Genomic DNA, 13731 nt, shown 5'->3' on the forward strand with positions numbered 1-13731 from the left:
ATGGCAGTCAATCAAGGGGCACTTGACATGAAATCACTCTACAACAGGCTCGTCAGGATGGCGCTGGCCGTGACCCTGTCAGGCGTTGCGGCTACCAGCGCGCCAGCCCACGCCCAGCTCAACGAAAACTGCGTCGTCAGCGTCCTCAACCGCAACGTCCAGGCCAAGCCCGACGGCACCTGGGTGCTGCCGAATATCCCCGCCAACTTCGGCAGCCTGCGCGCCCGCGCCACCTGCGTGGAAGCCGGGGTCACGACTTACGGTGAGTCGGCGCCCTTCACGATCCCGACCAACGGCTCGGTCACGCTGCCGCCGATCGTGCTGGGCCCGACCACCCGGATCCCGACCTCGCTGCGGGTCAGCGTCCCGACCCCGGTGCTGACCACGGCCGGCGCCACCACCCAGGTGCAGGCGCTGGCCACCTTCACCGGCAGCCCGGCGCAGGTCGACGTCAGCGCCACCGGCACCAGCTACAGCGTCAGCAACCCCGCTATCGCTACCATCACGCCGGCGGGCGTGGTCACGGCGCTGCGCAGCGGCACCGTGGTGGTCCAGGCCATCAACGAGGGAACCCAGGGCATCGCGCAGTTGCGCGTCGCGCTCACCGGTGCCGACAGTGACAACGACGGCATCTCCGACGACGACGAGCTGCGGCTCGGCATGGACCCGTCGAACCCGGCCGATGCGCTGCTCGACAGCGACCACGACGGACTGACCGCGCGCGACGAATTCCTGGCCGGGACCGACCCGCGCAATGCCGACAGCGACGGCGACGGCTTGAGCGACGGCGAAGAAGCGCGCTGCACGCGCGGGCCCTGCAGTAATCCGATGTTGGCCGATACCGATGGCGACGGGATCCGCGACGGCACCGAGATCGCGACCGGCAGCGATCCTGGCAATCCGGCCAGCTTCAACCTGGCGGCGGCGCTGGTGTTCCTGCGCGTCACCCCGGGCAATTTCACGCTGATCGTCAATGCGCTGACCGGCACCGCCAGCGTGCAGCTGACCGTCACCGGTACCCTGGTCGACGGCCAGGAAATCAACCTGACCGGCGCCCAGCGCCAGACCACCTATGCCAGCGACAACCTGGCCTCGTGTAACTTTGGTGCACCGGATGGCCGCGTGTATGCGAGCCAGGCCGGGGTTTGCCTGATCACGGTATCCAATAATGGCAAGCGCGCGTCGGTGGCCGGCACGGTGCAGGATTTCGCCCCGACCCAGTTGTCCTTCGTCGCCATTCCCGGTTATGCCAACGGCGTGGCGGTCAACAGCGACTACGCCTTCGTGGCCTCCGGCAGTACCGGCATGCAGGTGGTCAGGCTGAGCAGCGACAGGCGCTCGCCGGCGGTCGTCGCTGCGTTGAACCTGGGCGCAAATGCCAACGACATCACGCTGGCCGGGAATATCGCTTACCTGGCCACCAGTGGCGGCCTGAAAGTAGTGGACGTATCCGCGCCCACCGCGCCGCGCCTGCTCGGTACCTTCGCCGGCACCGGTAACGCGATGGGCGTCAAGGTGCGCGGTACCACCGCCTATGTCGCCGCAGGCTCCAGCCTCTATATCGTCAGCGTGGCGAACCCGGGTGCGATGATCCTGGCCGGCTCGGTCAACCTGGGCGGCACCGCATGGAACCTCGACCTTGACCCGACCCGCAACCTGGCTGCGGTGGCGGCCGGCAGCGCCGGACTGAAGCTGGTGGACGTTAGCAACCTGTCGGCGCCCCTGTTGCGGGGGACCGCCTCCACTGGCGATGCACGCGGCGTCGCACTGCGCGGCAATACCGCGATCGTGGCCGACTACGTCAACAGCATGACCGCGGTCGACATCGCCAGCCTGGCCAGCCCCGCCATCCTGTCGCGCACCCAGCAGTCGCTGGGCGGCCTGCTGAACAACGTGGTCTTGCAGGGTAACTTCGCGCTGGGCGCCGACGTGCTGTTCGTCAATGGCGTACCGATCGTCGACATCACCAACCCCGCGGCCTTGCAGCCGCGTGCGGTGTTGAGCTTCCCCGCCCGCGACGACAACGGCATGGGAATCGCCGCCGACGAGGGCTACATCTACCTGGCTGCCGACTGGACCGGCCTGCAGCGTGGCGGCAGCAGCGGCAACAGCCGCCTGTACATCGGCCAGTACCAGCCGCGCGCCGACCTGGCCGGCGTGGCGCCGACCGCGGCCATCACGCTGCCGGTGGATGGCAACCAGGTGTTCGAGGGCGCGCCGCTGACCGTCGCGGTGGACGCGGTCGACGACGTGGCGGTGGCATCGGTCCGCTTCACGGTCGATGGCCAGGGCGTGTTCACCAGCACCGTCGCCCCCTACCAGTACACGTTCACGGTGCCGTCCGGCGTCAGCTCGCTGGCGCTGGGGGCTGTGGCGCGCGACCTGGGCGGCAATGAAGGCAGCGCCGCCACGGTGTCGGTGTCGGTGGTTCCCGATCCGCTCACCACGGTGGTCGGGATGGTGGTCGATGGCAATGGCGCAGCGCTGGCCGGCGCGCTCGTTACCGCGGCCGGCGGCCGCTCGGCCACGACCGACGATGCCGGCCGCTTCCAGATCGTCGGCGTGCCGACCGTGCTGGGCAACCTGGTGGTGCAGGCCCAGTACACGCCGCCGGGCGGGGGCGCGCGCAACGGCACGTCGGCGGCGGTGGCGCCGGTGCCAGGTGGCGAAACCCAGGCCGGGACCATCACCGTGATCGAGGTGCGCTTCGAAACGGACTACGGCAGCTTCTGGACCGCCTGCGACGACTGCGCTGTCCAGCGCAACCTGCCGTTCAGCTTCCCGTTCTACGGCGAAAACCACGCCAGCGCCTGGATCGGCACCAATGGCTACATTACCTTCGTGTCGGGCGACACCACCTTCACCGAAAACGTCAATGCCTTCAACAACCGCAAGCGCATCTCGGCCTTCTTCGACGACCTGATTGGCGGTGGCGGCGTGTTCATCAACGACAGCCTGCCCGACCGTTTCATCGTCACCTACGACCGCACGGCGCATTTTTCCTTCGGGGGCAGCAACACCTTGCAGATCCAGCTGTTCCGGGATGGCCGCATCGCGTTTGCCTACAAGGGCATCACCGCGCTCAATACGGGTTCGATCACCGGCCTGAGCCCGGGGCCAGGCTCGCCCTTCCAGCAGGTCGACTTCAGCGCCACCCCGGTGCTGGCGGTCGCGCCGGCCCAGGCGGTATACGAATACTTCACCGGCGGCAGTCCGTTCGACCTGGACGGGGCATTCATCCTGTTCACGCCAGCTTCTGGCGGCGGCTACCAGGTTCGCACCATCCTGCCGCCGGTGGCGGCGCCGGCGGCCACGGTGGTCGGCGCGGGCCCGCTGCAGGCGATGAGCGCGCCGGCCCAGCTGCGCAGCGCCAGCGTGCAGCAGGCCAGCGGCAGCGACGGCCAGGCGGGCATGGCGAACGCCGAGGTCAGGGTCCGTTCGTCGGGCAATCCACACTACCTGGGCATGGCCAATACCGACGGCCAGGGCCGCTTCAGCCTGGCGGGCGTTCCGGCCGGCGGCGTCACGGTCGAGGTCTGGCGCGACGGCCAGCTGATCGGGAGGGGAGCGGGCATCACGCGCGGCGGCAGCAGCGCGGACCTGCTCAATATCGAACTGCGCGCACCGCAGCTGCAGCCAAAATCGGGAGGGAAGAAATGACACGCAGGCTTGCATGGAGCGCCGTCGCCGGTGCAATGGCCCTGGGCGTCGCGGGCTGGGCGCTGGCCCAGGTCGACGCATCGCTGCAGAAGATGGGCGTAGGCGATGAGTTCGGGCTGAACCGGCACCTGGCAGACGACCAGGAATTCGTGATCCCGCTGGCCGAGCTGGTCGAACATGGACGCAAGGTGTTTTCGGCCAACTGGACCGTCAGCGAGGGAGGAGGGCGGCCCCTCGCCAAAGGCAACGGACGTACGCTGTCGGACATCGCGACGCCCCTGAAAGGCGCCCGTTCGTTCAACCGCATCTCGGGTCCGGACGCCAATTCCTGCATGGGTTGCCACAGCCAGCCCTATGGGGTGGCCGGGGGCAGCGGCGATTTCGTCGCCAATGTGTTCGTGCAGGGCCAGCGCTTCGATTTCGCCACCTTCGAACGCGCCGACATGGTGCCGACCCGGGGCGCGGTCGACGAGCGCGGCAAGCCGGTGACCCTGACCAGCATCGGTAATTCGCGCCACACGCCGGGCATGTTCGGCGCGGGCTACATCGAAATGCTGGCGCGCGAGATCACCATGGACCTGCAGCGCATCCGCGACGGGATGCGGCGCGGCGAGACCCGCGTGCTGCTGGCCAAGGGCATCGACTTCGGGCGCATCACCCGGCGCGAGGACGGCTTGTGGGACGTGCGCGAAGTGACCGGCATCCCACGCCAGAGCCTGATCACCGCCACGCCGCTCGACCCGCCCAGCCTGATCGTGCGGCCATGGCACCAGGCCGGCAACTCGGTGTCCCTGCGCGACTTCACCAATACTTCCTATCACCACCACCACGGCATCCAGGCGATCGAGCGCTTCGGCGCCAACGTCGACCCGGATGGCGACGGCTACAGCAATGAAATGACGCGTGCCGACGTGACAGCGGCGACGGTGTTCCAGGCGGTCATGGCAGTCCCGGGACAGGTCATTCCGAACGACCCGGTGGTGGAGCGCGCCATCCTGCGCGGCCAGCAGATGTTCAACAAGATGCAGTGCGCCACCTGCCATGTGCCGGAACTGCCCCTGAGCCGCCAGGGCTGGACCTTCACCGAACCTGGACCGTTCAACCCGATGGGCAACCTGCGGACCGGCGATACGCGCACCCTGCGGGTGGACCTGAACGACCGCAGCCTGCCCTTGCCGCGCTTGGCGCCGCGCGACGCGCGCGACGACGTGATGATGATTCCCGCCTATACCGACTTCAAGCTGCACGACGTGTCCGGCGAAGCCGACGACATGCCGGCCGAGGCGCTCGACATGAACTGGCCGGTGTGGGCGGCGAAGTTCCCAGCCGGCAATAAGCGCTTCCTGACACGCCGCCTGTGGGGAATCGCCAACTCTGGTCCGTATTTCCATCACGGCATGTTCTCCACCATGCGCCAGGCCGTGCTGGGGCATGCGGGTGAAGCGCTGGCGTCGCGCAAGGCTTTTCAGGCCGCGCCCAAAGGCGACCAGGATGCCCTGATCGAATTCCTCAAATCGCTGCAAGTGCTTCCGCCTGGTACGCCCGCGCTGGTGGTCGATGAACATTTCCGCCCGAAGCGCTGGGGTGAAAAGACCGTCGCCGGGAAGGGTGGCGCAGACTGATGGCACGGTCAAGCGCGCTGTACGTACATCTTTCTGTCTTGTGGCAATGTGTGAATTTTTTGATGCAGCCGGGTGCTAGACTGGTTTTGCCGTATTCCCGACCATGCGCACGCGCCTGCTTTTCAGGACACATAATGAAAAAATCGAAGCACTTCGCATTCGCCGCGATTGCCTTTGGCATCAGCAGCGCCGGTTTTTTGATGGCACACCACCTCGGACTCGGCGGTGGACTCGGCGCGCTGGCCACGGCCTATGCGGCGCTGGCATTCCGGGCCCGCGAACAGGAGCTGCAGGATTGCTGAACACGCCGCGTCGCGCCAGCGCGCCCCAAAAACAAAACGCCCCGCGGCAATTGCTTGCCGCGGGGCGTTTTATATAGGGAAGCCTGCTTAGCGGGCAGCCATGGCGTTGCCGCTCGGTGCCAGCAGCGAGAAGCGGTGGTTCATCTCGGCAGCTGCCATGCGGAAGCGCGACAGTTCGGCCTGGCTCAGCGGTTGCTGGGCCAGCGACTTGAACTTGTTCGGATCCTTGGCGTCGCCTGCAACGCGGAATTCATAGTGCAGGTGAGGGCCGGTCGACCAGCCGGTCGAGCCGACGTAGCCGATGACCTGGCCCTGGCTGACCTTGCTGCCCTTGCGCACGCCTGGAGCGAAACGGCTCATGTGGGCATAGGCGGTGCTGTAGTTCGACCAGTGCTTCAGGACCACCTGGTTGCCGTAGCCGCCGCTGTTGCCGGCGAAATCGACGGTGCCGTCGGCAGCTGCGCGGATCGGGGTGCCCGAGGTGGCCGCGTAGTCGACGCCCTTGTGCGCCTTCCACTTGCCCGACAGCGGGTGCACGCGCATCGAGAAGCCCGACGAAATGCGCGAGAATTCCAGTGGCGACTTGAGGAAGGCCTTTTTCAGCGCCTTGCCGTCCAGGCTGTAGTAGCCGCCCTGCTTGGTGAGCGGGTCTTCGTACCAGACCGACTGGTAGCTCACGCCGCGGTTGACGAACTCGCCCGCCAGGATGCGGCCGGTTTTCACCAGTTCGCCGTCCAGCCAGTAGGTTTCGTACACGACGCTGAAACGGTCGCCGCGCTTGATGTCCGAGCGGAAGTCGATGTTGGTCGAGAACATCTCGATGATCTGCCCCACCACCGAATCAGGCATGCTGCCGCCGTCGATGTTGGAGTCGGTCGCCGAATAGAGCGAGCTCTGGATGTCGCGCGAACGCATCTCGACGCGGCGTTCCAGCTTGGCCGGGGTATCGAGGGAGACGAACTTGTCGCCCTTGCGCTCGACCGAGACCTGGCGTGCATCGCCACCCTTGCCGTCGACGATGGTGGCGCGCATCGACAGCAGCAGGCCATTTTCATCGGTTTCGGCCTGGACGCGCTTGCCGTTCTTGAGCGACAGCAGGCGGCGGGCGGTTTTATCGGTACGGACGAACTTTTGAGCATCGGCGTCGTCGACGCCAAGGCGGTTGAAGAGGGAGCCGAGCGAATCGCCTGGGCGAATGCGCTCCTCGCGGATGAACTGCTGCTCGTCTTGCTGAAGGGCGGCAATCTGGTCGGCCAGGTTTGGCAGTTCCAGATTTTGCTCGACCGAAGTGACCGGCAGGTCTGCCGGGTCATTTGCGATCGGTGCCACGCCGATGGCGCCAAAGGCGCACATGCTCATGAACACAGCGCCGGCGCTGACAATGCGCGCCTTGCGGGTTGATGGCACCAGCTGGAGCAGGCTATGACGGGTGATTTTCTGTATAGGATTCATGCAATCAGTTAAAATTTGCGGCTGAACTATCAGGACCCCAGCTTCTTATCACCTTGCAAAGTTATCTGCAGGCAACTAGAACCGGATCGGGCATTATATCAAAAGAAGTGGTCCTACAACCGCTTTGGCTATTTTCCTACACGAATTTTATGACTTCAATTGTTTCGTCCGGTGACGGCGCCCCGGTAAACTCATCCGCCCCACTGCCGTTGACGGACAAGGTGCTCGAGGCGCTGGCCATCGCCAAGCGCGGTGCCGATGAACTGCTGGTCGAGAGCGATTTCGCCAAAAAACTGTCGCGTTCCGAGCACACCGGCACGCCACTGCGCATCAAGCTGGGCCTGGACCCGACCGCGCCCGACCTGCACCTGGGCCATACGGTGGTGCTCAACAAGATGCGTCAATTGCAAGACCTGGGCCACCAGGTGATTTTCCTGATTGGCGACTTCACTTCGATGATTGGCGACCCGTCTGGCCGCAATGCAACCCGTCCGCCGCTGACGCGCGAGCAGGTGGAAGACAACGCGAATACTTATTTCCGCCAGGCTTCACTGGTGCTGGATGCGGCGCGCACGGAAATCCGTTACAACTCGGAGTGGTGCGACCCGCTGGGTGCGCGCGGCATGATTCAGCTTGCTTCGCGCTACACCGTGGCCCGGATGATGGAGCGTGATGACTTCACCAAACGCTACAAGAGTGGGACACCGATTGCGGTGCATGAGTTCCTTTACCCTTTGATGCAGGGCTACGACTCGGTCGCTTTAAAGGCGGATCTCGAACTTGGGGGCACCGACCAGAAATTCAACCTCCTGGTGGGCCGCGAGCTACAAAAAGATTACGGGCAAGAGCCGCAGTGTATCCTGACCATGCCCCTGCTCGAGGGCCTGGACGGTGTCGAGAAGATGTCGAAGTCCAAGAATAACTATATTGGCATCACCGAAGCCCCGAACACCATGTTCGGCAAGCTGATGAGCATTTCGGACGATATGATGTGGAAGTATTTTAATTTGCTGTCCTTCCGCTCGATCGCCGACATCGAACAATTGAGGGCGGCAGTGGCCGGTGGCGCCAACCCGCGCGATGCAAAAGTGGCACTGGGCAAGGAAATCGTCGCCCGTTTCCACTCGGCCCAGGCTGCCGACGATGCGCTGGCCGATTTCGTCAACCGCTCCAAGGGCGGGATCCCGGACGAGGTGCCGGAAGTGGCCTTGTCCGGCGCGCCGCTGGGCGTAGCCCAGCTGCTGAAACAGGCGAACCTGTGCGCGTCCACCTCGGAAGCCATGCGCATGGTCGACCAGGGCGGCGTGCGCATCGATGGCGCCGTGGTCAGCGACAAGGGCCTGCAGCTACAAGCTGGCACCTTCGTCATGCAAGTGGGCAAGCGCAAGTTCGCCCGCGTCACGCTCGGCGCATGATCGGGCTGCTGCAACGGGTCAGCGAGGCCAGTGTCCGCGTCGAAGGCGAGGTCGTTGGCGCGATTGGGGCCGGCTTGATGGTGCTGGTCTGCGCCGAAAAAGGCGATACCGAGCGCGAAGCCGACGCGTTGCTGGCCAAGCTGCTGGGCTACCGGGTTTTTTCGGACGAGGCCGGCAAGATGAACCGCAGCATCACGGACACGGCCGGCGGCCTGCTGCTGGTGCCGCAGTTCACCCTGGCGGCCGATACCAAATCGGGCACCCGCCCGTCGTTTTCGCCGGCCGCCGCGCCCGAAGACGGCCGCCGCCTGTTCGATCATGTCGTGCGACAAGCCCGCGAACGCCATCGCATTGTCGAGACCGGCAGTTTCGGCGCGGACATGAAAGTGGCGCTCGTTAACGATGGTCCCGTGACATTCTGGCTTCGGGTTGATCCCGTCGGTGTCCCGCGCTAATCGAGGCTGAAACCCGTGCCGCCGCCGCAGGTCAATAGCAGTAGGTGGCAGGGAGGCCGTATGCGAGTCTGGAGCGATTCATTCATCGAAGGCGAGGCGATTCCGCCCGACTACGCGTTCGGGGTTGTCGATCCCGGCGCGCACATCAAATTGTCAAGCAACCGCAACCCGCATATCGCCTGGGACGACGTGCCTGCCGGCACCAAATCCCTGGTGCTGATCTGCCACCATCCCGATGTGCCCGCCAGCGGCGGCGACGTCGACCAGGAAGGCCGTACCGTTCCCGATTCCCTGCCGCGTCGGGATTTCTTTCACTGGATACTGGTCGATATCCCCGTGGTTATCCAGTCCCTGGGCGAAGGCAGGTTCTCCGACATGGTCACCCCGCACGGCAAGCCGGGCCCGCTGGTGCCCTACGCCATCCGGAACGGGACCGAACACCAGTTGCGCCAGGGCATCAACGACTACACCGGCCGGTTCGCGGGCAACCCGGACATGGTGGGCGAATACTACGGCTATGACGGCCCTTGTCCGCCCTGGAATGACGAACGGGTGCATACTTACGTCTTCACGCTGTACGCGCTCGACATCCCGCGCCTGCCGCTGGTTGGCCGCTTCACCGGCCCCGAGCTGCGGCTGGCCATCCGCGGCCATATCCTGGACGAAGCGCTTACCTTCGGCGTGTATTCGCTCAACCCGCAACTTGCACTCACTTAATTGATACACGCCCCGAGGTTCGGGCGAACGGACCTCATGCTTTCGAACGACAACGCAGCGCACCCCACCACCATCCTCCTGATCCGCCACGGCGAGACCGCCTGGAACGCCGAAAAACGGCTGCAGGGCCACCTCGACATCCCCCTCAATGCCGAAGGCGAACGCCAGGCCGCGCTGCTCGGCGCCGCCCTGGCCGGCGAACGCATCGACCACATCGTTTCCAGCGACCTGCAGCGGGCCCGCCAGACTGCGGAGGCCATTGCTGCCGTGCGCAGTACGAAGGTGGGTGTCGACGCCGGGCTGCGCGAGCGCTGCTACGGCGGCTTCGAAGGTTTGCTGTACAGCGAGATCGCGGCGCGCTTTCCCTTGCAATTCGCGGCCTGGCAGGCGCGCGACGTGGACGGGGTGCTGCCGCCGGGAGCGAACCGGGGCGAAACGTTTCGGGAGTTTTATGACCGGGTAACCAGCGCGATCGCGGTTTACGCGGCCGCGCATCCGGGCAAGACGGTGGCGCTGGTGGCGCATGGCGGGGTGCTGGAGTGTGCGTATCGTTCCGCGCTGGGGCTATCGCTGGAGACGCCGCGGGATTTCAAGGTGCTCAATGCGAGTGTGAACCGGTTTGTGGTGAAGGAGGGGCGCTTGCGGCTGTTGAGTTGGGGGGAGGTGGGACACCTTCGGCCGGCGGTGCTGGATGATTTGATGTAGGGAATTTGGTTGGGGAAATTGGGTTCCGGCCTGCGACGGTTCTACTGCTAACGATTGAAAGCCCCCTGCGTATCTCTAACTGCTCATCTCAAGACCGTCGTTCCGGCGAAGGCCGGAACCCAAGTTCGTCACGCAGCGATAACGCAAGCTTGCACCCAAGCGCACCGCTTACCCCCTCTCCCACCCCCTGCCAATATCACACAAACAACACACCCCAAAAATTCTGCCGATATTTTGAGCAGCGATTGAGGTAAAATAATAGGTTCCCCGAGAAACTTCTGAGACTTTCTGCTGTGCAAATCGGTCCCTATATCCTGCGTAATAACGTCTTCGTCGCCCCCATGGCCGGGGTAACGGACCGTCCGTTCCGCCAGCTGTGCAAGCAGCTCGGCGCCGGTTACGCCGTGTCCGAAATGGCGGCGTCGAACCCGCGCCTGTGGGCCAGCGAGAAGACCTCGCGCCGCATCGATCATTCCGGCGAGATGGAACCGAAAGCCGTGCAGATCGCCGGCGCCGACCCCAAAGACCTCGCCGACTGTGCGAAGTTCAATGTCGAGCGTGGCGCCCAGATCATCGACATCAACATGGGCTGCCCGGTGAAGAAAGTCTGCAACAGCTGGTGCGGTTCCGCGCTGCTGCAGCATGAAGACCTGGTCGAGCGCATCCTGCACGCGGTGGTGGACGCGGTGGACGTGCCCGTCACCCTGAAATTCCGCACCGGCTGGGATCGCCAGAACAAGAACGCCCTGCGCATCGCGCGCCTGGCCGAGCAGGCCGGCATCCAGATGCTGACCCTGCACGGCCGCACCCGCGCCGACGGCTACAAGGGCGACGCCGAATACGACACCATCCGCGCCGTCAAGGCATCGGTGGGCATCCCGGTAGTCGCCAACGGCGACATCACCACGCCGGAAAAAGCCAGGTTCGTGCTCGACTACACCGGCGCCGACGCCGTGATGATCGGCCGCGCCGCCCAGGGCCGCCCGTGGATCTGCCGCGAAATCGACCATTTCCTGCGCACCGGCGAGCATCTGCCGGCGCCGATGGTCGAAGAGGTACGCGCCCTGATGAACGAACACCTGCCGGCCCACTACGCCTTCTATGGTGATTTTATTGGCGTGCGCTCGGCGCGCAAGCACATCGGCTGGTATGTACAGGACCTGCCTGGCGGTGAGGAATTCCGCCAGCGCATGAACTTGCTGGAGTCGACGGCCGAGCAGCTGCACGCCGTGGACCAATTTTTCAAATCACAACACCGGCATGGCGAGCGGTTACAATACCGGCCCGCGCTTGCGGCCGATGACGCCTTGGCGGCATAAGTACAGGTAATACAAGTATAGCCAGCAGTATATAAAAGCAGTGCATAAGAACGAGAACAAACCGGGGACACGCTGCGCCAGCAGCGAGCAATCATTAACCAGGATGAGCAGCAGAGAACATGAGCAAAGAAAGTATCCAGGAAGTCGTCCAGAAGAGCCTAGAGGACTATTTCAATGATCTGGGCGAACAAAAACCGACGAACATCTACGACATGATGGTGCTCACGGTGGAAAAGCCGGTCCTTGAAGTGGTCATGACGCGCGCCGACGGCAACCAGTCGCATGCCGCGCAGATGCTGGGTATTAACCGCAATACCCTGCGCAAGAAACTCCAGGAGCACGGACTGCTCTAAGCATCCGCATGGCGTGGCCGTGCGTCTGGGCGCGGCCGATCAAGGTCCGTGCGCCCGGACGCAAGAATTCTCAACAACAGGCCCCACCATGATCAAACAAGCACTGATTTCCGTTTCCGATAAAACCGGCGTCCTCGATTTTGCGAAGGCCCTGGCTGGCCTCGGCGTCAACATCCTGTCCACCGGCGGCACCGCTAAGCTGCTGCAGGAAAATGGCGTGCAAGTCACTGAAGTCGCGGACTACACCGGCTTCCCGGAAATGCTCGATGGCCGCGTCAAGACCCTGCACCCAAAGGTGCACGGCGGCATCCTGGCGCGCCGCGACCTGCCTGAGCACGTCGCCAAGCTGGACGAGCACGGCATCCCGCAGATCGACATGGTCGTGGTCAACCTGTACCCGTTCCAGCAGACCGTCGCCAAGGAACAGTGCTCGCTGGAAGACGCGATCGAGAACATCGACATCGGCGGCCCGACCATGCTGCGTTCGGCAGCCAAGAACCACCGCGACGTGGTCGTGATCGTCGATCCGGCCGACTATGGCGTGGTGCTGGCGGAAATGAAGGGCACGGGCGCAGCCGCCGGCCCGGTCAGCTACGAGACCAAGTTCCGCCTGGCCAAGAAAGTGTTCGCGCACACCGCGCAATACGACGGCGCCATCACCAACTACCTGACCAGCCTGGGCGAAGACCGCGCGCACGCAACCCGCGCCAGCTATCCGCAGACCCTGAACATGACGTTCGAAAAAGTCCAGGACATGCGCTACGGCGAGAACCCGCACCAGAGCGCCGCTTTCTACCGCGACCTGAGCGCCGCCAGCGGCGCGCTGGCCGCCTATACTCAGCTGCAGGGCAAGGAACTCTCGTACAACAACATCGCCGATGCCGACGCGGCATGGGAATGCGTCAAGTCGCTCGGCGGCCTCGGCCAGCCGGCCGGCTGCGTCATCGTCAAGCACGCCAATCCGTGCGGCGTGGCGATCGGCGTCGATGCGCTGGACGCTTACGCGCGCGCGCTGCAGACTGACCCAACCTCGGCCTTCGGCGGCATCATCGCCTTCAACGTGGAAGTCGATGCGCGCGCCGCGGAAGCGGTGTCGAAACTGTTCGTCGAAGTGCTGATCGCGCCATCGTTCACCGCTGAAGCGCGCCAGATCATGTCGGCCAAGCAGAACGTGCGCCTGCTGGAAATCCCGCTGGGCGACGCCCAGAACGCCTACGACGTCAAGCGCGTCGGCGGCGGCGTGCTGGTGCAGGCGCCGGATGCCAAGAACGTTGGCCTGGGCGAACTGCGCGTGGTCAGCAAGAAGCAGCCGACCCAGCAGCAGCTGCAAGACATGATGTTCGCCTGGCGCGTGGCCAAGTTCGTGAAATCGAATGCGATCGTGTTCTGCGCCAATGGCATGACCCTCGGCGTCGGGGCAGGGCAGATGAGCCGCATCGACTCGGCGCGCATCGCGTCGATCAAGGCGCAGAATGCTGGTTTGTCGCTGGCCGGTTCGGCCGTCGCGTCGGATGCGTTCTTCCCCTTCCGTGACGGGCTGGACGTGGTGGTGGATGCGGGGGCGACTTGCGTGATTCATCCGGGTGGGTCGATGCGGGACCAGGAAGTGATCGATGCGGCGGATGAGCGGGGGGTGGTGATGCTGTATACGGGGACGCGCCACTTCCGTCACTGATCACGCAAAATTGGGTCCCGGCCTGCGCCGGGACGACGGTCTTTGGGCTAAAGGTA

General features: G+C 64.6%; 11 protein-coding genes. 10 read left to right on the plus strand and 1 reads right to left on the minus strand.

The genetic code is table 11. The annotated features are described in order from the left end of the window. The first annotated feature begins 27 nt into the window (after nucleotides 1-27). The 3 genes from BM031_RS09310 to BM031_RS25475 all read left to right on the plus strand — a co-directional run bounded on the left by BM031_RS09310 (nucleotide 28) and on the right by BM031_RS25475 (nucleotide 5584). A complete protein-coding gene (locus BM031_RS09310; RefSeq protein ID WP_177207695.1) occupies nucleotides 28-3660 on the plus strand; it encodes an NIDO-like domain-containing protein in 3633 nt (1210 codons plus the stop codon). Continuing rightward, nucleotides 3657-5282: a di-heme oxidoredictase family protein gene (locus BM031_RS09315; RefSeq protein WP_091874123.1), complete on the plus strand. Its 1626-nt coding sequence runs from the start codon at nucleotides 3657-3659 to the stop codon at nucleotides 5280-5282. Before BM031_RS09310 ends, BM031_RS09315 begins: the two co-directional genes overlap by 4 nt. Before the next feature lie 134 nt (nucleotides 5283-5416). Continuing rightward, complete coding sequence (locus BM031_RS25475; protein WP_177207696.1) at nucleotides 5417-5584, plus strand: hypothetical protein; 168 nt, start codon at nucleotides 5417-5419, stop codon at nucleotides 5582-5584. A gap of 87 nt (nucleotides 5585-5671) precedes the next feature. Here the strand turns inward: BM031_RS25475 and BM031_RS09320 are convergent, their stop codons facing one another. Next, nucleotides 5672-7036, minus strand: coding sequence for a M23 family metallopeptidase (locus BM031_RS09320; protein ID WP_091874125.1), 1365 nt, complete (start codon nucleotides 7034-7036; stop codon nucleotides 5672-5674). 149 nt (nucleotides 7037-7185) lie between these two features. Between BM031_RS09320 and tyrS the strand changes: the two genes are divergently transcribed. From tyrS to purH, 7 genes are all read left to right on the plus strand, one after another. Next, nucleotides 7186-8451, plus strand: coding sequence for a tyrosine--tRNA ligase (tyrS, locus tag BM031_RS09325; protein WP_091874126.1), 1266 nt, complete (start codon nucleotides 7186-7188; stop codon nucleotides 8449-8451). Next, nucleotides 8448-8906: a D-aminoacyl-tRNA deacylase gene (gene dtd, locus BM031_RS09330; RefSeq protein ID WP_091874128.1), complete on the plus strand. Its 459-nt coding sequence runs from the start codon at nucleotides 8448-8450 to the stop codon at nucleotides 8904-8906. The genes tyrS and dtd overlap by 4 nt, the downstream gene beginning before the upstream one ends. Nucleotides 8907-8966: 60 nt before the next feature. Continuing rightward, nucleotides 8967-9623 (plus strand): YbhB/YbcL family Raf kinase inhibitor-like protein, encoded by a 657-nt coding sequence (locus BM031_RS09335; protein ID WP_091874129.1) that lies wholly within the window; start codon nucleotides 8967-8969, stop codon nucleotides 9621-9623. Nucleotides 9624-9659: 36 nt separating this feature from the next. After that, entirely contained in the window at nucleotides 9660-10328 is a 669-nt protein-coding gene (locus BM031_RS09340) for a histidine phosphatase family protein (RefSeq protein ID WP_091874131.1), read from the plus strand. Between the two features lie 293 nt (nucleotides 10329-10621). Next, nucleotides 10622-11647, plus strand: coding sequence for a tRNA dihydrouridine synthase DusB (dusB, locus tag BM031_RS09345; protein WP_091874133.1), 1026 nt, complete (start codon nucleotides 10622-10624; stop codon nucleotides 11645-11647). 119 nt (nucleotides 11648-11766) lie between these two features. Beyond that, nucleotides 11767-12000: a helix-turn-helix domain-containing protein gene (locus tag BM031_RS09350; protein WP_027865797.1), complete on the plus strand. Its 234-nt coding sequence runs from the start codon at nucleotides 11767-11769 to the stop codon at nucleotides 11998-12000. An 88-nt stretch (nucleotides 12001-12088) separates the two neighbouring features. Continuing rightward, nucleotides 12089-13675 (plus strand): bifunctional phosphoribosylaminoimidazolecarboxamide formyltransferase/IMP cyclohydrolase, encoded by a 1587-nt coding sequence (gene purH, locus BM031_RS09355; RefSeq protein WP_091874134.1) that lies wholly within the window; start codon nucleotides 12089-12091, stop codon nucleotides 13673-13675. Nucleotides 13676-13731 lie beyond the last annotated feature (56 nt).

Origin of the sequence: Massilia yuzhufengensis (assembly GCF_900112225.1) — a bacterium.
Classification (GTDB): Bacteria; Pseudomonadota; Gammaproteobacteria; order Burkholderiales; family Burkholderiaceae_D; genus Telluria; species Telluria yuzhufengensis.

Bases quoted from the DNA above. Each gene is read 5' to 3' on its own strand.
- BM031_RS09350 (WP_027865797.1), top strand. From the start codon at position 11,767: ATGAGCAAAGAAAGTATCCAGGAAGTCGTCCAGAAGAGCCTAGAGGAC.
- dtd (WP_091874128.1), top strand. From the start codon at position 8,448: ATGATCGGGCTGCTGCAACGGGTCAGCGAGGCCAGTGTCCGCGTCGAA.
- BM031_RS09310 (WP_177207695.1), top strand. From the start codon at position 28: ATGAAATCACTCTACAACAGGCTCGTCAGGATGGCGCTGGCCGTGACC.
- purH (WP_091874134.1), top strand. From the start codon at position 12,089: ATGATCAAACAAGCACTGATTTCCGTTTCCGATAAAACCGGCGTCCTC.
- BM031_RS09320 (WP_091874125.1), bottom strand. From the start codon at position 7,036: ATGAATCCTATACAGAAAATCACCCGTCATAGCCTGCTCCAGCTGGTG.
- BM031_RS09340 (WP_091874131.1), top strand. From the start codon at position 9,660: ATGCTTTCGAACGACAACGCAGCGCACCCCACCACCATCCTCCTGATC.
- BM031_RS09335 (WP_091874129.1), top strand. From the start codon at position 8,967: ATGCGAGTCTGGAGCGATTCATTCATCGAAGGCGAGGCGATTCCGCCC.
- tyrS (WP_091874126.1), top strand. From the start codon at position 7,186: ATGACTTCAATTGTTTCGTCCGGTGACGGCGCCCCGGTAAACTCATCC.
- BM031_RS25475 (WP_177207696.1), top strand. From the start codon at position 5,417: ATGAAAAAATCGAAGCACTTCGCATTCGCCGCGATTGCCTTTGGCATC.
- BM031_RS09315 (WP_091874123.1), top strand. From the start codon at position 3,657: ATGACACGCAGGCTTGCATGGAGCGCCGTCGCCGGTGCAATGGCCCTG.